The sequence below is a fragment of the Comamonas sp. FG99 genome, from assembly GCF_057808605.1.
This window is the reverse complement of sequence record NZ_JBMDII010000003.1, coordinates 167781-188844: the sequence shown is the minus strand read 5'-3', so window position 1 is coordinate 188844 and position 21064 is coordinate 167781. Positions and strand designations below refer to the sequence as shown.

Sequence of the window (21064 nt, the reverse complement as noted above, 5' to 3'; positions counted from 1 at the left end):
ATGACCGATCCGCAATCCACCCCATTCTCCTTTCCGCCCATCGCCTTCATCGGCGGCGGCAACATGGCCAGCGCCATCATCGGCGGGCTGATCCGGCGCGGCGCACCGGCCGCGCGCATCACCGTGGTCGAGCCCTTCGAGGCCCAGCGCCAGAAGCTGAGCCAGCAGTTCGGCGTGCAGGTGCTGCAAGCCGCTGGCGCCACGCTGGCCGAGGCCGCGCTGGTGGTCTGGGCCGTCAAGCCGCAGACCTTCAAGGACGCCGCCGCCGCAGTCGCGCCGCATGCCGCGCGCGCGCTGCACCTGAGCGTGGCGGCCGGCATCCGCTCGGACAGCATGGCGCAGTGGCTGGCCAGCGAACACATCGTGCGCGCCATGCCCAACACCCCCGCGCTGGTGGGCCTGGGCATGACCGGGCTGTTCCCGCGCGCCGGCGTCAGCGCAGCGCAAAAGCAGCTGGTCGAGCAGGTCATCGCCACCACCGGCCAGTACCTGTGGGTGCAGCGCGAGGAGCAGCTCGATGCGGTCACCGCGCTGTCGGGCTCCGGCCCGGCCTATGTGTTCTACTTTCTCGAAGCCATGGCCCAGGCGGGCGCGGACATGGGCCTGGCGCCCGAGCAGGCGCACCAGCTCGCCGTGGGCACCTTCATCGGCGCCGCGCAGCTGGCCGCGCAGTCGAGCGAGCCGCCGGCCGTGCTGCGCGAGCGCGTCACCAGCAAGGGCGGCACCACCTATGCGGCGCTGCAGAGCATGCGCGCCAGCCAGGTTGCCGAGCATTTCATCGCCGCCATGCGCGCCGCCGAAAAGCGTGCGGCCGAGCTGGGCGACGAGTTCGGGCGCTGAAGAAAAAATATAGCTGCAAGCGCTTAAAAACAATGGATTTCAGATAATTTTCATAATGAAACCATTAAAAACAAAGCGCCAGCAGCTATCGTTTTACGACTTCCGGCTGCCGAACAAATCCGAGATCCGGGCCTGCAGCCGGTCGATGCCCTCGCCCAGCTCCTCTTTCCAGTTGTCGAACTTGCCCTGCCATTCGTCCTTCTGCTTGTCGCGCAGCACCCGGCGCGCCTCGCGGCTGGCGGCCTCGTGGGCCTCGATCTGCGCATCCACCTCGGCCTGCACCGCCTCCAGCGGGCGGCGCAGCACCGTGCCTTGCAGGCCCGCGGCCAGCTGGTTCACCACCTCCACCGCGGGCTCCTGCACCACCGCGATCAGCGAGGTCGAGCCCACCGGCATCGCGCGCATCATCTGGTCCGCCACGCTCAGGCGATCCTGCATCTTGTCCAGCGACACCGAGCTGCCGATCACCGCGCCCGACATGCCGCCCAGCAGCATACCGAGCGGCCCCGCCAGCAGGCCGATCAGCGCGCCCAGCAGCGTGCCGGTCAGCGGCCCCGAGCTGATCTCGCCGTCGCTGGCCGCATCCTTGACCACCACGCGGCCATCGGCCTCGCGCGCGACCACCGCCGCCGTCTCGAGCCGCACGCGCTCCTGCAAGGCCGCAGCCTTCAGCTCCGACAGCGCCTGGTAAGCCTTGCTGGCCTCGGCGAAGCTCAGCACCACCACATTCTTGTCCATGGATATTCCTCCGCATACGTCCGCGCGTGGCGCGCCGCGACACCGCGGCGCCTGCCCCCCACCCGGACCGCTCCACGGTAGCGCCAGCGCCCGGCCGGCGCAAACAAAACGGCACAGCTGGCGAAGTTGTCTGACACAGAGCGGATCGGCAACACAATGCGTATATACGACACAAATATTTAACGCAAAGCGTATAATTTCACCGATATTTGCCGACAAGGACCCTCCATGGACAGCCAACAGGACTTTTTGCGCGACGCGATGCGCCGCTTGAATCTGACGCGCGACGCGTTTGCCGAGCGCCTGGGCGTGCGCCGCCGCACGCTCGACACCTGGCTGCTGCCCGAGGCCTCGGGCGAGGCCCGCGCCATGCCCGACATGGCGCAGAAGTTCGTCACCGAGATCCTGTCGCGCGAGGCCTCGGGCCAGGACGCGAAGAAGCACGCCCGGCCGCTGGCCGAGCGCATGGCGGCCGACGGCCGGCCGCAGCTGCTGTCGGTGGCCCAGCTTGAGCGCGAAAGCCTGGAGGAGCTGTTCCGCATCGCCGACCTGATGCAGCCCATCGCCCGCCGCCACAAGGTCAGCCGCGTGCTCGAGGGCGCGGTGCTGGGCAGCCTGTTCTTCGAAGCCAGCACCCGCACCCGCGTGAGCTTCGGCGCCGCCTTCAGCCGCCTGGGCGGCTCGGTGTGCGACACCACCGGCTTCACCTTCTCGTCCATGGCCAAGGGCGAATCCATCTACGACACCAGCCGCGTGATGGCTGGCTACGTGGACGCGCTGGTGATCCGCCACCCCGAGCAGGGCTCGGTGGCCGAGTTCGCGCGCGCCACCAACATCCCGGTCATCAACGCCGGCGACGGCCCGGGCGAGCACCCCAGCCAGGCCATCCTGGACATGTACACCATCCAGCGCGAGTTCTCACGCCTGGGCAAGCTGATGGACGGCGCGCATATCGCCATGGTGGGCGACCTCAAGTATGGCCGCACGGTGCACTCGCTGATCCGCCTGCTGTCGCTGTACAAGGGCATGAAGTTCACGCTGATCTCGCCCTCGTCGCTGGAGATGCCGGCCTACCTGGTGGAGCTGGCCTCGAAGAACGGCCATGTGGTGGAGGTGTCCACCTCGCTGCACGACCTCAAGGGCGCCGACGTGGTCTACGCCACGCGCATCCAGAAGGAGCGCTTCGAGGGCGAGAACATCGAAGGCTACACGCCCGAGTTCCAGGTGCAGAAATCGCTGGTGGACGCGGTCTGCAAGCCCGACACCATCATCATGCACCCGCTGCCGCGCGATGCCCGCCCCGGCGCCAACGACCTCTCGACCGACCTGAACCACGACCCGCGCCTGGCCATCTTCCGCCAGACCGACAACGGCATCCCGGTGCGCATGGCGCTGTTCGCGGTGCTGATGGGAGTGGAGAACCAGGTGGCGCGCTCGATGCGCGATGTCACCTGGCGCTCTCCGGCCTTTGTCGGGCCGGACGATGCAGTGTTCGACACTTTGGATTAAACTACTGCTTACATCCTTGCAGATTGAATGCGCCAATGTACACACCGTTGCGCATTCGCTGACGGTTTTTTTCTGCGACTCCAGTGTTAGCGGCCATCGAAACGATGGCCGCTTTTTTATCGCCGGGCCGCCCCAAGATAAAAGTACCCCTCTCGGAGGGGCAGCGACCCAACGCAGTGAGGAGCGTGGGGTGTCATTTTTCATCGCCGGGCCGCCCCAAGATGAAAAGCGCCCCTCTTGGAGGGGCAGCGACCCAACGCAGTGGGGAGCGTGGGGTGTCATTTTTTTCGTCAGTTGTTGCTGATGTTCGACTTGGACTTGACGGCCGCGCCCTGCGCGGGCTGGGCGCCCGCGGGCGGCTGGCGGGCCTTCTTGGCCGCATCCTTGCCCGGGCCATGGCCATCGGGGCGGGCCGCGGCCTGCTTGCCCAGCGACACCCCCACGCCCTTCAAGGGCGCGCCCGCCGCGCGCCCCGCATCATTCTGGGCCGCGGCGCCCAGGGCAGCCGTGCCCAGCACGGCCAATACCAGAGTGGCCAAGGAACAGGATCTGGACATGATCGTCCTCCTGGTTTTTGCGGCACATGCCGCCATTGCGGATCATAGGCCGATCAACCTGGCGGCGCCAGCCGCGGCGCTCACTTCAGCGCAAAGCCCAGCGCCACGCCGGCGAACAGCGCCGCGCCGATCCAGTGGCTCTTGCTGAAAGCCCGGAAGCACCCCTCGCGCGTGCGCTCGCGGATCAGGCCGTAGTGCCAGGCCATCTGCGCCGCGGCAGCGCCCATGCCCAGCCACAGCGGCCAGCCCAGCGCCGAGGGCCGCAGCGCAAACGCGGTCAGCCACCAGCACAGCGCGAAGAACAGCATGATGCCCGCCACGTCGAAGCGCCCCAGCGTGATGGCCGAGGTGCGCATGCCGATCTTCAGGTCGTCATCGCGGTCCACCATCGCGTACTCGGTGTCGTAGGCCAGCACCATGCACATATTGGCCAGCCACAGCAGCCAGCCGGTGAGCGGCACCTGGCCCTGCACTGCGGCAAAGGCGATGATGACGCCGAAGTTGAAGGCAATGCCCAGGAAGGCCTGCGGCATCGAGAAAAAGCGCTTGGTGAACGGGTAGAGGATGGTGAACAGCACCGCTGGCACCGACCAGGCCACCGCCTCCCAGCGCGTGGTCAGCACCAGGCCCAGCGAGACCAGCGCCAGCACTGCGCCCAGCACCGCCGCCTCGGCGACCGAGACCTTGCCCGAGGTGATCGGCCGCTGCGCGGTGCGCTTGACATGCTTGTCGTACTTGCGGTCGGCGATGTCGTTGATGCAGCAGCCGCTGCTGCGCATCAGCACCGTGCCCAGCACGAAGACGGCCAGCAGGTGCCAGCCCGGAAAGCCATCCGCGGCCACCCACAGCGCCACCAGCGTGGGCCACACCAGCACCAGCCAGCCCGCGGGGCGGTCCCAGCGCACGAGGTTCAGATACAGCGCAATGCGCTCGGACAACGAGACGGAAGCAGGGGAAGAGGAAGGACTGACCATGGTGCGGCAAGCATAGCCTCATAGCCTGTCTGCCGCGGGTCAAAGGCCTTTGGGCAGCTCCATGCCGATGCGCGTCACGCCATCGTGCGACCGCGCGAAGCAGCGCCCGCCATGCAGGCGCGCAATCGCCGCGACGATCGCCAGGCCCAGGCCGTGGTTGCCATCGGCCTGCAGGCGCGCGGCATCTGCGCGGTAGAAACGGTCGAACAGGCGCGGCAGGTGCTCGGCATCGATGCCCGGCCCCCGGTTGTCCACTTCCAGCACCACCTGCGACGCACAGGCCTCGCAGCGCTCCGCGTCCTCGCGGATCTCGATCGCGATGGTGGTGCCCGGCGCCGCATAGCGCGTGGCATTGCCCAGCAGGTTCGACAGCGCCCGGCGCAGCAGGCGCGCATCGGCCATCGCGGCCGCATCGCCGCGCACCCGCACCTGCACGCCGGCCTCCTGCAGCGCGGCCTCGTGGAACTCGGCCACCTCGTGCGCCAGCGCGGCCAGGCTATTCACCCGCGCGCTGCGCGCGCCCTGGCCACGGTCGGCATTCGAGAGAAAGAGCATGTCGGCCACGATGCCCGCCATGCGCTGCAGCTCCTCCAGGTTCGAGCCCAGCACCTCGCGCAGCTCGGCCTCGCTGCGCGGCTTGCGCAGCGCCAGCTCGCTGCTGCTGATCAGCGTGGCCAGCGGCGTGTTCAGCTCGTGGGCCACGTCGGCGTTGAAGGCCTCCATCTGGCGGTAGGCCACGGCCAGGCGCTCCAGCAGCGAATTGAACTGCGCCACCAGCGGGCGCAGCTCCTGCGGCTGGCCGGTGTCGTCGAGCCGGCGCTGCAGGTCCTGCGCCGACAGGCGCCGCGTCTGCTCCACCAGCAAATGCAGCGGCGCCAGCCCCCGCTGCACCAGCCAGATGCCGGCCAGCGACACCAGCAGCGTGCCGATCACCGCGGCCAGCCCCAGCGTCCAGGCCAGGTGGCGCAGCAGCGCATCGTCGTCGCTGCGGTCCAGCAGCAGCTGGGCCCAGGCCGGCTGCGCCGAGCCTGGCAGCAACACCGCGAAGCGCTGCTGCAGCACACGCGCGCCGGCCGCCGGGCGGCGGCTGCTTTCATATATGGGCGCGCCCTGGGCATCGGAGATGCGCAGCGACAGCTCGTCGTGGCCGGTCAGGAAGTCGTCCAGCATATGCGCCAGATCCGGCGGGCCGTGCAGCACCCGCCCCTCGGCCAGCAGGTGCTGCACCGCCTGCTGCTTGTGGGCCAGCGCCTCCTGCTGGCGCAGCGACAGCGTCAGCGCGATGACCACATACACCGCCACGCACACCAGCCCCAGGCCCAGCATGGTCTGCAGCGCCAGCCAGCGCGACAGGCGCCGGCCCAGGTGGGGAACGCCAGCCTGGCCGGGTATCACGGCGCGCGCGACTCCAGCACGTAGCCCATGCCGCGCACCGTGTGCAGCAGCGGCTGGCAGAAGGGCTGGTCGAGCTTGAGGCGCAGGCGCCGCACCGCCACCTCGACCACATTGGTCTCGCTGTCGAAGTTCATGTCCCAGACCTGCGAGGCCAGCTCGGTGCGCGACAGCACTTCGCCCTGGCGGCGCAGCAGCAGGCTCAGCAGGTTGAACTCCTTGGCCGTCAGCTCCAGGCGCTGGCCGGCGCGCGTGGCGCGGCGGCGGATCAGGTCGAGTTCGAGGTCGGCCAGGCGCAGCAGCGTGGCCTCGGGCGCGGACTGCACCGCCGCGCCGCGGCGCAGCAGCACATGGATGCGGGCCACCAGCTCCGAGAACGCAAAGGGCTTGACCAGATAGTCGTCGGCCCCGCCCTGCAGCCCCTTGACCCGGTCTTCCACCTGGCCGCGCGCGGTCAGCATCAACACCGGCGTCTGGCGCGACTGGCGCAGCGCCGCCAGCACGGCCAGGCCGTCGATGCCGGGCAGCATGCCGTCGAGCACGATCAGGTCGTAGGCCAGCTCGGTCGCCAGGTGCAGGCCGTCGATGCCGTCGTGGGCAACGTCGACGATGAACCCCTCTTCCGTCAGGCCCTTGCGCAGGTAGTCGGCCAGCTTGGCCTCGTCTTCAATCACCAGCAGCTTCATGGCCCGCATTGTGCGCGATGCGAGCGCTCGGCCCGCGTGCAGCCAGATGACGAATTTGTCATCTTCCGGTCAGAGCCGCGTCGCGCGCCGCTTCCTAGAGTGCCCGCTCCATTCCGGGAGTTTTTTTCCATGTCCCATGCATCGTCACTGCGCTGCGGGCTGCTGGGTGCCGCGCTGCTGCTGGCCCTGGGCGCCGCCGCGCAGCCCGCGGACCCATCGCCGCCATTGCCACCGCCATTGCCACCGCCGCTGTCGCTGGAGCAGGCCCAGGCCCTGGCCTTGGCGCATAGCCCCGCGCTGCGCGCGGCGCAGCACGGAGTGGCGGCCAGCGAAGGCGGCCTGCTGCAAAGCCGCGCGCGCCCGAATCCGGAACTCTCCTATACCCAGGAAGACACCCGCAGCAGCAGCCGCACCAGCACGCTGCAGTGGAGCCAGCCGATCGAGATAGGCGGCAAGCGCGAGGCCCGCATGCGCGTGGCCGAGCATGGCCGCGACCTGGCCCGGGCCGAGCTGGCCGCCGCCCGGGCCGCGCTGCAGGCCGAGGTGCGCAGCGCCTTCTTCGGCCTGCTGGCCGCGCAGCAGCGCGTGGCGCTGTCGCGCCAGACCCTCGATATCGCCGCCAGCGCCCGCGCGGCTGCCGCCAGGCGCGTGGCCGCCGGCAAGAGCGCGCCGCTGGAGGAAACCAAGGCCAGCGTCGCCGAATCCGGCGCGCGCCTGGAGCTGTCGCAGGCCCAGTCGGGCCTGCGCGTGGCGCGCCAGCAGTTGCAGGCGCTGTGGGGCGGCGGCGCTGAGCCCAGCGCCGGCTTCGGCGATGCCGAAGGTGCCATGGATGCGCTGCCACCGGTACCCGAGGCCCCCACGCTGCAGCAGCAGATGGAGCAGGCTCCCGCCGTACTGCGCGCCCGCCAGGTGCTGGAGCAAAGCCGGGCCGCGGCCGAACTGGAGCGCGCCAAACGCCTGCCCGACCCCACCGTGAGCCTGGGTGTCAAACGCGCGCAGGAGGTGGGCCGCAACCAGGTGGTATTCGGCATCTCGGTGCCGCTGCCGGTGTTCGACAGCAACTACGGCAACCAGCTGCAGGCCCTGCGCCGCGCCGACCAGGCCGAAGAGGAACTGCTGGCCGTGCGCACCGTGCTGCAGGCGCAGCTGCAGGAAGCGCGCGAGCAACTGCAGACCAGCCGCGAGCAGGCCGAGCAGCTCTCCCGGCAGGTGCTGCCGGCCGCGCAGTCGGCCTACGAAGTCGCCGCCAAGGGCTTTGCGCTGGGCAAGTTCGGCTACCTCGACGTGCTCGATGCCCAGCGCACCTGGTCCGAGGCCCGCAGCCAGTACCTGAACCAGCTGCTGGCCACGCACCGCGCCGCCGCCAGTATCGACCGCCTGCTCGGCTCCGGCCAGCCCCCTCTTTCCCCCGCACCATGAACACCACACCACCTCCCTCCAGCCGCCGCACCGCCATCGCCGTGGCCGCCATCCTGGCCGCCGGCGCGCTGGCCGCCATGCTGATCCTGCGCCCGGGTGCGGGCGGCGCGGCCGCGCCGCAAGCCGGCCACGGGCACGCCGAAGCGGCCGGGCATGCCGACGAAGAACACCACGGCCAGGCGGCCAAGGAGCCGCCCGCCGCGCCCGACAATGAGTCCGCAGAACACGACGAGCACGCAGGCCTGATCGCCATGGACGCGGCGCGCATGCAGGCCGCCGGCCTGAAGCTGGCCGAGGCCGGCCCCGCCACCGTGCGCAGCACGCTGCAGCTGCCCGGCGAGATCCGCCTCAACGAAGACCGTACCGCCCATGTGGTGCCGCGCGTGGCCGGCGTGGCCGAGAGCGTGGCCGCCGACCTGGGCCAGGCGGTGAAGAAGGGCCAGCTGCTGGCGGTGCTCAGCAGCGCCGCCGTATCCGAGCAGCGCAGCGAGCTGCTGGCCGCGCAAAAGCGCCTGGCGCTGGCCCGCGACACGCATGCGCGCGAAAAGCAGCTGTGGGAAGAAAAGGTCTCGGCCCGGCAGGACTACCTGCAGGCCGAGCAGGCGCTGCGCGAGGCGGAGATCGCGGTCTCCAACGCGCAGCAGAAGCTGGCCGCCACTGGCGCCGGCCTGGGCGGCGGCCAGCTCAACCGCTTCGAGCTGCGCGCGCCCTTCGACGGCGTGGTGGTGGAAAAGCACCTGGCCATCGGCGAGGCGGTGCAGGAAGCCACGGCCGTGTTCACCATCTCCGACCTGCGCAGCGTCTGGGCCGAGATGCGCGTGAGCGCCGGCGACCTGCCCGCCGTGCGCGTGGGCGAGCAGGCCAGCGTCAGCGCGATCGCCTTCGACTCCTCGGCCAGCGGCACGGTGGCCTACGTGGGCGCGCTGATCGGGCAGGACACGCGCACCGCGCCGGCGCGCATCACCCTGCCCAACCCCGCCGGCCTGTGGCGGCCCGGCCTCTTCGTCAATGTGGAGCTCACCGCCTCGTCGCAACAGGTGCCGCTGGCGGTGGCCACCCAGGCCATCCAGAAGCTGGACCAGCAGCAAAGCGTGGTCTTCGTGCCGGTGGACGGCGGCTTTCGCGCCCAGCCGGTACGCCTGGGCCGCGCCGACGCCACGGCCACCGAGGTGCTGCAAGGCCTCGCGCCCGGCCAGCGCTATGTGGGCGAAGGCAGCTTCATGCTCAAGGCCGAGCTGGGCAAGGCCAGCGCCGAGCATGCGCATTGATGCGCGCACCAACGGAGCAAGCCATGTTTGAACGCATCATCCGCTTCGCCATCGAGCAGCGCTGGCTGGTTCTCGTCGCGGTGCTCGGGCTGGCGGGCCTGGGCCTGTACAACTACCAGCGCCTGGCCATCGACGCAGTGCCCGACATCACCAATGTGCAGGTGCAGATCAACACCCATGCCGCCGGCTATTCGCCGCTGGAGACCGAGCAGCGCGTCACCTACCCGATCGAGACCGCGATGGCCGGCCTGCCCCACCTGCAGCAGACCCGCTCGCTGTCGCGCTACGGGCTGTCGCAGGTGACCGTGGTGTTCGAGGACGGCACCGACATCTACTTCGCGCGCCAGCTGGTGGGCGAGCGCATCCAGCAGGCGCGCGCCGCGCTGCCCGCGGGCGTGGCGCCGTCGATGGGCCCGATCTCCACCGGCCTGGGCGAGATCTACCTGTGGACGGTGGAGGCCGAGGAAGGCGCGAAGAAGCCCGACGGCTCGCCCTACACGCCCATGGACCTGCGCGAGATCCAGGACTGGATCATCAAGCCGCAACTGCGCAACCTGCCCGGCGTGGCCGAGATCAACTCCATCGGCGGCTATGCCAAGGAATACCTGGTGGCGCCCCAGCCCGCGCGACTGGCCGCCTACGGCTTCACGCTGGCCGATATCGTCGCCGCGCTGGAGCGCAACAACGCCAACGTGGGCGCGGGCTACATCGAGCGCCAGGGCGAGCAGTACCTGATCCGCGCGCCCGGCCAGGTGCGCGGCAGCGCCGACATCCGCGAGGTCATCGTCGGCAGCGCCCAGGGCCAGCCAGTGCGCATCCGCGACCTGGCCGAGGTGGGCCTGGGCCGCGAGCTGCGCACTGGCGCCGCCACCGACAACGGCCGCGAGGTGGTGCTGGGCACGGTATTCATGCTGGTCGGCGAGAACAGCCGCCAGGTCTCGCAGGCGGTGCATGCGCGCATGCAGCAGATCAACCGCAGCCTGCCCGAGGGCGTCAAGGCTGTCACCGTCTACGACCGCACCACCCTGGTGGACAAGGCCGTGGCCACGGTGAAGAAGAACCTGGTCGAAGGCGCGGCGCTGGTGGTGGCCATCCTGTTCCTCTTTCTCGGCAACCTGCGCGCGGCGCTCATCACCGCGCTGATCATCCCGCTGTCCATGCTGCTGACCTTCACCGGCATGGTGCACTACCGCGTGAGCGCCAACCTGATGAGCCTCGGGGCGCTGGATTTCGGCATCATCATCGACGGCGCGGTGGTGATCGTCGAGAACTGCGTGCGGCGCCTGGCGCATGCGCAGGCCGCCAGGGGCCGGCCGCTCACGCGCAGCGAGCGCCTGCACGAGGTCTTCGCCGCTGCCCGCGAGACGCGTCGGCCGCTGCTGTTCGGCCAGCTGATCATCATGGTGGTGTACCTGCCGATCTTTGCGCTCACCGGCGTGGAGGGCAAGATGTTCCACCCCATGGCGCTGACCGTGGTGTTCGCGCTGGCCGGCGCGATGCTGCTGTCCATCACCTTCATTCCCGCGGCCATAGCCCTGTTCATCGGCAGCAAGGTGGCCGAGAAGGAAAACCGGCTGATGGGCTGGGCGCGCCGCGCCTATGCGCCGCTGCTGGCGCGGGTGATGCGCGCGCCGGCGGTAGTGCTCACCGCCGCCGGCGTGGCCGTGGCGCTGAGCCTGCTGCTGGCCTCGCGCCTGGGCAGCGAGTTCGCCCCCAATCTCAACGAGGGCGACTTCGCCATCCAGGCCCTGCGCATACCGGGCACCAGCCTCAGCCAGTCGCTGGCCATGCAGATGCAGCTGGAGCAAAAGCTCAAGAGCGGGTTTCCCGAGATCGAGCGCGTGTTCGCGCGCACCGGCACCGCCGAGATCGCCTCGGACCCGATGCCGCCCAATATCTCGGACGGCTACATCATGCTCAAGGCCCGCGAGCACTGGCCCGACCCGGCCCGCCCGCGCGAAGACCTGCTGGCCGCGGTGCAGCAGGCGGTGGAGGCGCTGCCGGGCAGCAACTACGAGTTCTCGCAGCCGATACAGCTGCGCTTCAACGAGCTGATCTCGGGCGTGCGCAGCGACGTGGCGGTGAAGATCTTCGGCGACGACATGCAGGTGCTCGAAAGCTCGGCGCAAACCGTTGCCGGCCTGCTGCAGAAGATCCCCGGCGCCTCCGAGGTCAAGGTGGAGCAGACCACCGGCCTGCCCATGCTCACCGTGCAGATCGACCGCGAGAAAGCCTCGCGCCACGGCCTGAACCTGGGCGATGTGCAGGACACGCTGGCTACCGCGCTTGGCGGCCGCGAGGCCGGCAAGGTGTTCGAGGGCGACCGGCGCTTCGACATCCAGGTGCGCCTGCCCGATGCGCTGCGCGCCGACATGGAGGCCATCGCGCGGCTGCCGGTGGCCCTGCCGCGCGGACCGGACGGCCGCCTCAGCTTCGTGCCGCTGTCGGCGCTGGCGCGGCTCGATATCGCGCCCGGCCCCAACCAGGTCAGCCGCGAGGACGGCAAGCGCCGCATCGTCGTCAGCGCCAACGTACGCGGGCGCGACATCGGCTCCTTCGTCGCCGAGGCGCAGCAAAGCCTGCAGTCGCTGCGGCTGCCGCCCGGCTACTGGACGCGCTGGGGCGGCAGTTTCGAGAACCTGGAGTCGGCCCGCCAGCGCCTGCAGATCGTGGTGCCGGTGGCGCTGCTGATGGTGTTCGTGCTGCTGTTCGCGATGTTCGGCAATGTGCGCGACGGGCTGATCGTGTTCACCGGCATTCCGTTCGCGCTCACCGGGGGCATCGCGGCGCTGTGGCTGCGCGGCATACCGCTGTCGATCTCGGCGGCCATCGGCTTCATCGCGCTGTCGGGCGTGGCGGTGCTCAACGGCCTGGTGATGATCGCCCACATCCGCGCGCTGCGCGAGGCGGGCCGCGGCGTGCTCGACGCGGTGACCGAAGGGGCGCTGGCGCGGCTGCGGCCGGTGCTGATGACCGCGCTGGTGGCTTCGCTGGGCTTCGTGCCGATGGCGATCGCCACCGGCACCGGCGCCGAGGTGCAGCGGCCGCTGGCCACGGTGGTGATCGGCGGCATCCTCTCGTCCACCATGCTCACGCTGCTGGTGCTGCCGCTGCTGTACTGGCTGGCCTACCGCAAGGCCGTGCCGGCCGACGGCGCCGCATGACCGCATTGTCACCGGGCGGTGGGGGTGGCGTCGGGGGCGGACTTCTACAGTGGATACCAGGCTGCGGCGGGCGCCCCGGCGCCCTGCCCGCCAGCCGCATCCATCCACCGATCCAGGAGTTTTCCATGACCCGCAATACCCTTCTCGCCACCCTTCTCGGCTGCGCCGCCCTGCTGGCCCCCGCCATGGCCGCGGCCGACAGCTACATGCACCCCAGCAACGACGAGCGCGGCGTGCAGCTCTACCCCGAGCACTTCAAGAGCGACAAGACCCGCGAGCAGGTGGCCGCCGAGGCCGCGGCCGCGCTGCGCAGCCAGGGCGGCTCATCGCGCTTCAACGGCAACGCCTATCCGCCGCAGATGCCGCAAGCCGGTGCCGGCAAGAGCCGGCAGCAGGTGACGAACGAATACGCCAGCGAGCCCGCGCAGCAGCGCCGCCAGCGGCTGGAGCTGCTGCGCGGCTGATCAGGCCGCGTGCACCAGTCCTTGCGGCAAGCCCTGGGCGCTGCGCTGCATCGCGGGGAACAGGCTGCGCGCCACCTTGCCGGGCTCCAGCCCCAGGCTTTCGCCGGCGGCCGCGGCAACCACCGCATCCAGCGCCATGGTCGGCTTCAGGTCGCGGCCCTCCAGCAAATCCCTGGCCTGCAGGCCCGGCCAGTCGGCCAGCACGCGGCCGCCGCGCACCGCCCCGCCCACCAGCATGGCGACCGCGCCCGTGCCGTGGTCGGTGCCGCCGGTGCCGTTGACCGCCGCGGTGCGGCCGAACTCGGTGGCGACCAGCACGGTGGTGCGCTGCCACTGCGGCCCCAGGCCATCGCGCAGCGCGGCCAGCAAGGTGTCGAGGTTCTTGAGCTGGCTATTCATGCGCCCCACCTGGCCCGCATGCGTGTCCCAGCCATTGGTCTCCAGCATGGCGATGCGCGGGCCGTCGGCGCGGCGCAGAAAGCCGGCCGCGAGCTGGCCCATGCTGGCCGGGTCCTGGCGGCGGCTCTTGCCCGCCATGTCGCGGGTCTCGCCGGCGCTGGTCCACAGCGCATGCAGCTGCGCATCGCCCTCGTACATCTGGCCGATGCGCGCCAGCAGGTCGTCCGCTGGCTGGCGCAGCCCCGAGGGCGCATACGAGGCCACCGGCACCGCGCCGCGCAACGCCAGCGGCACCGTGGGCGCGAGCGCCAGCGAATCGGGCAGGCCCTTGGGCAGCAGCGCGGCCAGCCGGTTCAGCCAGCCGTCCTTGAGCTGGTAGGGCTCGGTGCCGCCGGATTCGAGCACGTTCTGCGCATCGAAGTGCGAGCGGTTGCCATGGTAGGGCGAGGCCACCGCGTGCACGAACAGCGCCTGCTGCTGCTGGAACATGCCATGCAGCTGCGCCAGCGCCGGATGCAGCGCGAACATGCCGTCGAGCTTGAGCGCGGCGGCGCCATCGACCGCGATGTCGCGGCGCAGCCCGGCGTAGGCCGGGTCGCCATAGGGCACCACAGTGTGCAGCCCGTCGGCCGCGCCGCGCTGGATGACGAAGACGAAGCGCCGCTCGGTGGCCGCGGCCGCGAAGCTGACGGCCGGCGCCAGCGCGGCCGTGGCCGCCAGGCCCAGGCCTTGCAGCCAGCGGCGCCGGGTCCAGGGAAAGGAAGATGCAGCGCCCATGGCTACCTCCGCAGGAATTCAGGTGAAACAAGCATCAGGGCCAGCGCCTGGGCCGGGCTTTCGGCGCGCGCGATGGCCTGCGCCGTGGCCTCGCCCAGGCTGCCGGGCAGCACCAGCGCGGCGCTGCGCCGCGCGTCCACGCCGGCCCGGGTGCGGGCGGCGAGCTGCTGGGCCACCTCGGCGCGGCGCAGCAGCGCATCCGGCGCGGCCCACGAGGCCGCGATATCGTCGTAGCCGGCCGGCGAGCCGGGTTGCCACAGGGGCTGGCCCAGCTGGTTCAGCAGCTGGTCGGCGGGCGGCTTGTCCAGCCATTGCCGCCAGCCCAGCGCCCGGCCCGAGGACACCAGCCATTCCCATGGCGTCTTGAACTTGCGCGCCTGCGGGCTCCAGCTGGCATCGTGCTCCACCAGCGCCTGGTAGACCGTGGGCAGGTCGCCCCGGCTGCGCAGCCACACGCCGGTCAGCCGCTCGACCAGCGCGGGCGGCGGCTCGTCGGCCACGAAGTGGCGCGCGATCTTGGTGCTGACATGCTGCGCGGTGGCCGGCGCGGTGGACAGGTCGTGCAGTATCTGCCGGGCCTGGTCCAGGCCGGTGCCGGCATAGCGGCGCCCCAACACCGTGCGTTCGCCGGGCTCGTGCAGCTGGGGGCGGTAGACCGCGCCCAGGCCCAGCGCCAGCTCGCCCTTGCCCGGGCTGATGCCCGGCACGCCCCAGCCGGTCAGCGCGCGCGCCAGCTCGGTCACGTCGGCCTGCGAGTAACCGCTGCGCACGCCCAGGGTGTGCAGCTCCATGATCTCGCGCGCCAGGTTTTCATTGAGGCCGCGCGGCCTGGGATTCTTGCGCATGGCCGGGCTGTTGGGCCCGACGGACGAGGCTGCGTCCAGGTAGTTCAGCATGGCGCCATGGGTCTGCACCGCCAGCAGCATGTCCTCGAAGCGGCCCAGCACATGCGGGCGGATGGCCTCGTCCTCGAACGCGCCGGCCAGCATGCGCACCTCGGGCTTTTCGCAGGACAGCGCGAAATGGTTGGACCAGAAATGCACCCAGTGCTCGGTCCATGGCGTGGTGCTGGCCAGCGCGCTGTCGGTGCGCGCGGCCACGTCCTGCCGGTAGGCGGCGCGGGCCTGCTGGTTGAGCGCCTGGCGCTGGGCCATCTTCTCGGCCGGATCCGGGGTGTCGCGCAGCAGGCGCTGCTGCGCGAGCAATGCCTGCGCCAGCGCCTCGGTGCCGAACTGCGGCGCCCGCGCAGCGGCGGCCTGCGGCAGCCGATCCAGCTGCTGCAGCAGCCAGCGCCGCGGGTGCTCGGGCGGCGCCTGGTCGGCGCGCGCACCGAGCCCGAAGCGGTTCAGCGCGGCCGCGGCGGCATCGGGGCGGGAGGTATCGGCCAGCATGCTTGCAGTCACTCCTGGGATGGGAGCTCCACTCTAGGCCGGCCGCGGTGCGCCACTGTGTCCGCATGTGAATGCGGCGCAAACCTGCACAATAAAAAGAAAAAGGGCCGAAGCCCTTGTGCAGCAAGCCCTCTACGCTATCACTCTTCAAGCAAGGAGCGCAGCATCCAGGCGGTTTGCTCATGCACCGTGAGGCGCTGGGTGAGCAGGTCGGCGGTGGGCTCGTCGCCGGCCTTGTCGGCCAGCGGGAACAGCTCGCGCGCGGTGCGCGCCACCGCCTCGTGGCCGTCGACCAGGATGCGCACCATGGCCAGCGCCTTGGGCGAGTCGCTGGGCGCATCGGGCAGGCTGGTGAGCTTGCCGAATTCGGCATACGAGCCCGGCGCCCTGTGGCCCAGCGAGCGGATGCGCTCGGCCACCGGGTCGACCGCGTTCCACAGCTCGGTGTACTGCCCCATGAACATGGTGTGCAGCGTGTTGAACATCGGGCCGGTGACGTTCCAGTGGAAGTTGTGCGTGGTCAGGTACAGGGTGTAGGTGTCGGCCAGCAGGCGCGCCAGGCCCTTGGCGATGGCGGCGCGGTCCTTGTCGCTGATGCCGATGTTGATGGACGGCGCCGCGGCCGCCCCCAGCTTGCCCGCCTTGGGGAACTCGAATGCCTTGGATTGCGATTTCTTGTCTTGCGCCATATGTGCACCTCCGGGATCGAAATGGTTGCTGAAATACGCTTGTCACAGTATGCCAGCCAAGGGCTGGGCAAATATGACAAATGGCAAAGCCCCGGGGCGCATCGCATCCGGGGCTTGGACAAGGTGTGCCGGGTAGCCGCTCAGCCAGTGAGCATGGTCACGCCCGGCAGGTTGCAGGCGTAGATGGCATTGCGCAGCGCGGCGATCGCCTCGTAGCGGGTGAAGCTGCGACGCCACACCAGCACCACGCGGCGCTTGGGCGCCTCGGTGCGGCCCTCTTCCACCAGCGGGATGAAGCGGATGTGGGTCTCGTCGGACTTGCGGCGGCGCAGGCCCTTTTCCAGCGCATCCTTGGGCACCGACAGGCGCGGCACCAGGGTCACGCCCATGCCGGCGGCCACCATGTGCTTGATGGTCTCCAGCGACGAGCCTTCGAAGGTGCGGCGGATGCCCTCGGTGTTGCTGGAGTAGCGCGCGAACTCGGGGCAGACTTCGAGCACATGGTCGCGAAAGCAGTGGCCCGTGCCCAGCAGCAGCATGGTTTCGTTCTTCAGTTCGTTGGACGACAGGCTCTCGCGGGTGGCCAGCGCATGGGTGCTGGGCACCGCGGCGTAGAAGGGCTCGTCGTACAGCGGCGCCATGGCCAGGCCGGTGTCGGGAAAGGGCTCGGCCACGATGGCGCAGTCGATCTCGCCGGTGCGCAGCATCTCCAGCAGCTTGGCGGTCATGTTCTCCTGGATCATCAGCGGCATCTGCGGCGTGCGCTCGATGGACTGGCGCACCAGCTCGGGCAGCAGGTAGGGGCCGATGGTGTAGATGACGCCCAGCGTGAGCACGCCGGCCAGCGGGTCCTTGCCGCGCTTGGCGATCTCGCGGATGGAGGCGGCCTGGTCCAGCACGATCTGCGCCTGGCGCACGATCTGCTCGCCCAGCGTGGTGACCGATACTTCCGATGCGCTGCGCTCGAACAGCTTGACCTCGAGCTCGTCTTCAAGCTTCTTGATGGCCACCGACAGCGTCGGCTGCGAAACATAGCAAGAATCCGCCGCGCGGCCGAAATGCTTTTCCCGGGCCACGGCAACGATGTATTTCAGTTCGGTCAGTGTCATGTGGAGGTCTCGCGAAGTCGCCGCCTATTGTGCAATAGGCGTTCGCAATTTAAGGCATACCATCATGCATTTTTCTAATATGCCAATGCGCGATCGATGATTTTTTTCACATGTTCGCTGGTATTCGATAGCGCAATGCCCGGATTCAGGCCTTGAGATACTCCGCCTTGCCGCCCAACCAGCGCGACACGTGCTGGCGCGCCAGCTCGGGCCAGCGGTCCAGCATCTGCGGCGCCAGCTCGCGCGCCCAGTCCAGCAGCTGCACGTCGCGCTCCAGGTCGGCAAAGCGCAGCAGCGGCGCGCCCGACTGGCGCGCGCCGAGGAATTCGCCCGGCCCGCGGATGTCGAGGTCGCGGCGCGCGATCTCGAAGCCGTCGGCGGTCTCCGCCATGGCCTTGAGGCGCTCCTTGGCCGTCTCGCCCAGGCGGCCGCTGTCGCCCACCGAGTACAGCAGCACGCAGGCCGAGGCGGCCGCGCCGCGCCCCACCCGCCCGCGCAGCTGGTGCAGCTGCGACAGGCCGAAGCGCTCGGCATGCTCGATCACCATCAGCGAGGCGTTGGGCACGTCCACGCCCACCTCGATCACCGTGGTGGACACCAGCACGCCCATGGCGCCGCTGGTGAACAGCTCCATCACCGCCTTCTTCTCGGCCGTGGGCATGCGCGAATGCAGCAGCCCCACCATGACGCCGGGCAGCGCCTCGCTCAGGTCGGCATGGGTGGCGGTGGCGTTCGACAGGTCGAGCGCCTCGCTCTCCTCGATCAGCGGGCACACCCAGTACACCTGGCGCCCGGCCGCCACCTGCGCGGCAATGCGCTCTATCACCTCGTCCTTGCGGCTGTCGGCGATCAGCTTGGTGACCACCGGCGTGCGGCCGGGCGGCAGCTCGTCGATGGTGGAGACATCCAGGTCGGCGTAGTAGCTCATCGCCAACGTGCGCGGGATGGGCGTGGCGCTCATCATCAGCAAATGCGGCTCCCAAGGGGGATCGGAGCAGGATATCGCGCCGCGTCCATCCACAGCCCCGGGTGGCCCGCTGCGTTGCTCATCCTGCTCCGATGCCCCTGGCCGTACAGCCAGCTTTTGCCGCAGCGCCAGCCGCTGCTCCACGCCGAAGCGGTGCTGCTCGTCGATCACCGCCAGCCCCAGGCGCGCAAAGCGCACCTGCTCCTGGATCACCGCGTGCGTGCCCACCACCAGCGCGGCCTCGCCACTCTCCACCAGGGCCAGCATGGCGGCGCGCTCCTTCTTCTTCTGCGCGCCGGCCAGCCAGGCCACCTGCAGGCCGCGCTGCGCCAGGATGGGCGCCAGCCAGCCGACCAGCTTGGCGAAGTGCTGCTCGGCCAGGATTTCGGTGGGCGCCATCAGCGCGCATTGCCAGCCGGCATCGATGGCGATCATGGCCGACAGCGCGGCCACGATGGTCTTGCCCGAGCCCACGTCGCCCTGCAGCAGCCGGTGCATGGGCACGGCGCGCGCCAGGTCGCGGGCGATCTCCTCGCACACGCGGCGCTGCGCGCCGGTGAGCGCGAACGGCAGCGCGGCCAGGAACTGCTCGTGCAGGCTCAGCCCGCCGTCCCGGGAGCGCTGCGCCGCCAGCTGCGGCGCGCGCAGCCGGTCGCGCGCACGCTTGGCTTGCAGCTGCGACAGCTGCTGCGCCAGCAGCTCCTCGGCCTTCAGGCGCTGCCAGGCCGGATGGCTGTGGTCTTCCAGGCTGGCCAACGCCACGTCGGGCGTGGGGTGGTGCAGGAAAGTGAGCGCCTCGCGCAGGCTGTACACGGCCTGCGATGCATTCTGGCCCCAGTAGCGGGTGTAGGGCGGCTCTACGCCGGGCGGCAGCGTCTCCGACAGCTCGGCCCGCGTGAGGCCGCCCACGACCGCCCGCCGCAGATAGGGCTGCGGCAGCCCGGCCACCGTGGGGTAGACCGGCGTGAGCGACTGCGGCAGCTCGCCGCCCGCCTGGCGGAACGCCGGGTGCACCATCTGCCGGCCCCAGAAGCCGCCCTTGACCTCGCCGCGGATGCGCAGGGTATTGCCCACCGCCAGCGCCTTCTGGTGCGAGGGGTAGAAGCTGAAGAAGCGCAGCTCGCAGCTGCCGCTGGCATCCTCCACCTGCACCACCAGCTGGCGGCGCGGGCGCAGCTGCACCTCGCAGGCGATGACCGTGGCCTCGATCTGCGCCACGCTGCCCTCGCGCGCGCTGGCGATCGGCACGATGCGGGTCTCGTCCTCGTAGCGCAGCGGCAGGTGCAGCGCCAGGTCGATGTCGCGGCTCAGGCCGAGCTTGGCAAGGGCCTGCTGCGCCGGGTTCTTGGCGGCGGCCTTGGCTGGCGGGGCACCAGCCGCCGCCCGCTTGCGCGTGGCCTTGGCGTCGGTGGCATGGGATGGATCGGGCACTGCGGCAATCGGCAAACATCAGGGGCAAAAGCGCCGCGCCAAGGCTACCATGGTTCGTGGGCACTGTCTAAAAAAACAGTTCCCCATTTATCCCGTCAGCCGCGGCCCTGCCACAGCAGCGCGGGCGAGAGCTGCTCCAGCCGCGCGCAGCCCAGCTGAGCCAGCGTCAGCTCCAGCTCGGCGCGCAGCAGGTGCAGCACATGGGCCACGCCGACCAGTCCGCCCACGGCCAGCGCATGCAGCACGGGCCGGCCGATGAGCACCGCGCTGGCGCCCAGCGCCATGGCCTTGGCGGCATCGGTGCCCCAGCGGATGCCGCTGTCGAGCAGCAGCGGCGTGGCGGGCACTGCGGCGCGCACCGCGGGCAGCACCTCGATGGGCGCGGGCACGCCGTCCAGCACCCGGCCGCCATGGTTGGAGACGACGATGGCATCCGCACCATGCGCCACCGCGGCGGCTGCCTGCGCGGGCGCGAGTATGCCCTTGACGATCAGCGGCAGCCGGGTTTCGCCGCGCAGCCATTGCAGCTCGGCCAGGCTGGGCGCGGCATCGGCCAGCGGCGTGCCGAGCACGATGCCGCCCTGCCCGGCCTGCGTGGTGTGGCGCAGCCCCGGCCGGCCGCGCAGGTTGGCCGCCTGCACGCCGGGCGGCAGCACGATGCCGGAGCGCTTGATGGCGGCATCCACCGTCCAGACGATGGCCTGGTAGCCGGCCGCCTCGGCGCGGCGCACCAGCTCCAGCGTGTGTTCGCGCTCGCCCTGGCTGTAGAGCTGGAACCACAGCGGCGCGCCATGGCCGAGCTCGCGCACCGCCGCCTGCGCCGCCTGCGCGATCTCTTCGAGCGTATGGCTGGACAGCGTGCTGGCGATGTAGCCGGCGCGCAGCGCCATCGCGGCGCGCACGCTGGCGAGTTCGCCCTCGGGGTGTACCAGCCGCTGGTAGGCCAGCGGCGCGACCAGCAGCGGGTGGGCCAGCTCCTGCCCGAGCAGCCGCAGCCGGGTATGCCCGCCGCGCAGCTCGGCCAGCGGCTGGGGCAGCAGGCGCAAGCGCTCGAGCGCGGCGCGGTTGTGCGCCAGCGCCAGGCCCTGGTCGCTGCCGCCCTGAATGTGGCGCCAGGCCTGCGCCTCGACATGCCGGACCGCATGGCGCTCGTAGTCGGCGCAGCTCGCGATGTCGGCCGGGATGCGCGCATGGGGCGCCAGCACGGGCTGGCCCAGCGCGTTCAGTGCGTTGACGGCGGCGCTCATGCCTCGGCCCACATGCGCAGCTGGATGGCCTGCGCCAGCGCCT

General features: G+C 70.4%; 17 protein-coding genes. 6 read left to right on the top strand and 11 right to left on the bottom strand.

The window, feature by feature from the left end; translation table 11 throughout:
• A complete protein-coding gene (gene proC / locus ACODRX_RS03620; RefSeq protein WP_488869678.1) occupies nucleotides 1–840 on the top strand; it encodes a pyrroline-5-carboxylate reductase in 840 nt (279 codons plus the stop codon).
• A 93-nt stretch (nucleotides 841–933) separates the two neighbouring features.
• Here proC and ACODRX_RS03615 read toward each other — a convergent pair whose 3' ends face one another.
• Nucleotides 934–1578, bottom strand: coding sequence for a DUF1269 domain-containing protein (locus ACODRX_RS03615; protein WP_488869677.1), 645 nt, complete (start codon nucleotides 1576–1578; stop codon nucleotides 934–936).
• A gap of 228 nt (nucleotides 1579–1806) precedes the next feature.
• Between ACODRX_RS03615 and ACODRX_RS03610 the strand changes: the two genes are divergently transcribed.
• Entirely contained in the window at nucleotides 1807–3087 is a 1281-nt protein-coding gene (locus tag ACODRX_RS03610) for an aspartate carbamoyltransferase (protein WP_488869676.1), read from the top strand.
• Nucleotides 3088–3377: 290 nt separating this feature from the next.
• On the opposite strand, the gene ACODRX_RS03605 is transcribed toward ACODRX_RS03610, so the two are convergent.
• The 4 genes from ACODRX_RS03605 to ACODRX_RS03590 all read right to left on the bottom strand — a co-directional run bounded on the left by ACODRX_RS03605 (nucleotide 3378) and on the right by ACODRX_RS03590 (nucleotide 6696).
• Nucleotides 3378–3644, bottom strand: coding sequence for a hypothetical protein (locus tag ACODRX_RS03605; RefSeq protein WP_488869675.1), 267 nt, complete (start codon nucleotides 3642–3644; stop codon nucleotides 3378–3380).
• Between the two features lie 80 nt (nucleotides 3645–3724).
• Nucleotides 3725–4618, bottom strand: a complete 894-nt coding sequence (ubiA, locus tag ACODRX_RS03600) for a 4-hydroxybenzoate octaprenyltransferase (RefSeq protein WP_488869674.1) — start codon at nucleotides 4616–4618, stop codon at nucleotides 3725–3727.
• Between the two features lie 39 nt (nucleotides 4619–4657).
• Nucleotides 4658–6013: a heavy metal sensor histidine kinase gene (locus tag ACODRX_RS03595; RefSeq protein ID WP_488869673.1), complete on the bottom strand. Its 1356-nt coding sequence runs from the start codon at nucleotides 6011–6013 to the stop codon at nucleotides 4658–4660.
• A complete protein-coding gene (locus ACODRX_RS03590) occupies nucleotides 6010–6696 on the bottom strand; it encodes a heavy metal response regulator transcription factor (RefSeq protein WP_488869672.1) in 687 nt (228 codons plus the stop codon). Before ACODRX_RS03590 ends, ACODRX_RS03595 begins: the two co-directional genes overlap by 4 nt.
• Nucleotides 6697–6825: 129 nt before the next feature.
• On the opposite strand from ACODRX_RS03590, the gene ACODRX_RS03585 reads away from it, so the two are divergent.
• From ACODRX_RS03585 to ACODRX_RS03570, 4 genes are all read left to right on the top strand, one after another.
• Nucleotides 6826–8115, top strand: coding sequence for a TolC family protein (locus tag ACODRX_RS03585; protein ID WP_488869671.1), 1290 nt, complete (start codon nucleotides 6826–6828; stop codon nucleotides 8113–8115).
• Complete coding sequence (locus tag ACODRX_RS03580; protein WP_488869670.1) at nucleotides 8112–9383, top strand: efflux RND transporter periplasmic adaptor subunit; 1272 nt, start codon at nucleotides 8112–8114, stop codon at nucleotides 9381–9383. The genes ACODRX_RS03585 and ACODRX_RS03580 overlap by 4 nt, the downstream gene beginning before the upstream one ends.
• Before the next feature lie 23 nt (nucleotides 9384–9406).
• Nucleotides 9407–12547, top strand: coding sequence for an efflux RND transporter permease subunit (locus ACODRX_RS03575; RefSeq protein ID WP_488869669.1), 3141 nt, complete (start codon nucleotides 9407–9409; stop codon nucleotides 12545–12547).
• Between the two features lie 125 nt (nucleotides 12548–12672).
• Nucleotides 12673–13011 carry a DUF4148 domain-containing protein gene (locus tag ACODRX_RS03570; protein WP_488869668.1) on the top strand — a complete coding sequence of 113 codons (339 nt, stop codon included), beginning with the start codon at nucleotides 12673–12675 and terminating at the stop codon, nucleotides 13009–13011.
• Here ACODRX_RS03570 and ACODRX_RS03565 read toward each other — a convergent pair whose 3' ends face one another.
• The 6 genes from ACODRX_RS03565 to ACODRX_RS03540 all read right to left on the bottom strand — a co-directional run bounded on the left by ACODRX_RS03565 (nucleotide 13012) and on the right by ACODRX_RS03540 (nucleotide 21021).
• Nucleotides 13012–14187 carry a DUF1501 domain-containing protein gene (locus ACODRX_RS03565; RefSeq protein WP_488869667.1) on the bottom strand — a complete coding sequence of 392 codons (1176 nt, stop codon included), beginning with the start codon at nucleotides 14185–14187 and terminating at the stop codon, nucleotides 13012–13014. It lies immediately after the preceding gene.
• Between the two features lie 2 nt (nucleotides 14188–14189).
• Nucleotides 14190–15578 carry a DUF1800 domain-containing protein gene (locus tag ACODRX_RS03560; RefSeq protein ID WP_488869666.1) on the bottom strand — a complete coding sequence of 463 codons (1389 nt, stop codon included), beginning with the start codon at nucleotides 15576–15578 and terminating at the stop codon, nucleotides 14190–14192.
• 140 nt (nucleotides 15579–15718) lie between these two features.
• A complete protein-coding gene (locus ACODRX_RS03555; protein ID WP_488869665.1) occupies nucleotides 15719–16267 on the bottom strand; it encodes a Dps family protein in 549 nt (182 codons plus the stop codon).
• Between the two features lie 140 nt (nucleotides 16268–16407).
• On the bottom strand, nucleotides 16408–17376 hold the full coding sequence (locus ACODRX_RS03550; RefSeq protein WP_488869664.1) for a LysR substrate-binding domain-containing protein: 969 nt from the start codon (nucleotides 17374–17376) through the stop codon (nucleotides 16408–16410).
• Between the two features lie 145 nt (nucleotides 17377–17521).
• Nucleotides 17522–19774: an ATP-dependent DNA helicase RecG gene (gene recG, locus ACODRX_RS03545; protein WP_488869663.1), complete on the bottom strand. Its 2253-nt coding sequence runs from the start codon at nucleotides 19772–19774 to the stop codon at nucleotides 17522–17524.
• A gap of 95 nt (nucleotides 19775–19869) precedes the next feature.
• Nucleotides 19870–21021: an alpha-hydroxy acid oxidase gene (locus tag ACODRX_RS03540; RefSeq protein ID WP_488869662.1), complete on the bottom strand. Its 1152-nt coding sequence runs from the start codon at nucleotides 21019–21021 to the stop codon at nucleotides 19870–19872.
• Between the last annotated feature and the right edge of the window lie 43 nt (nucleotides 21022–21064).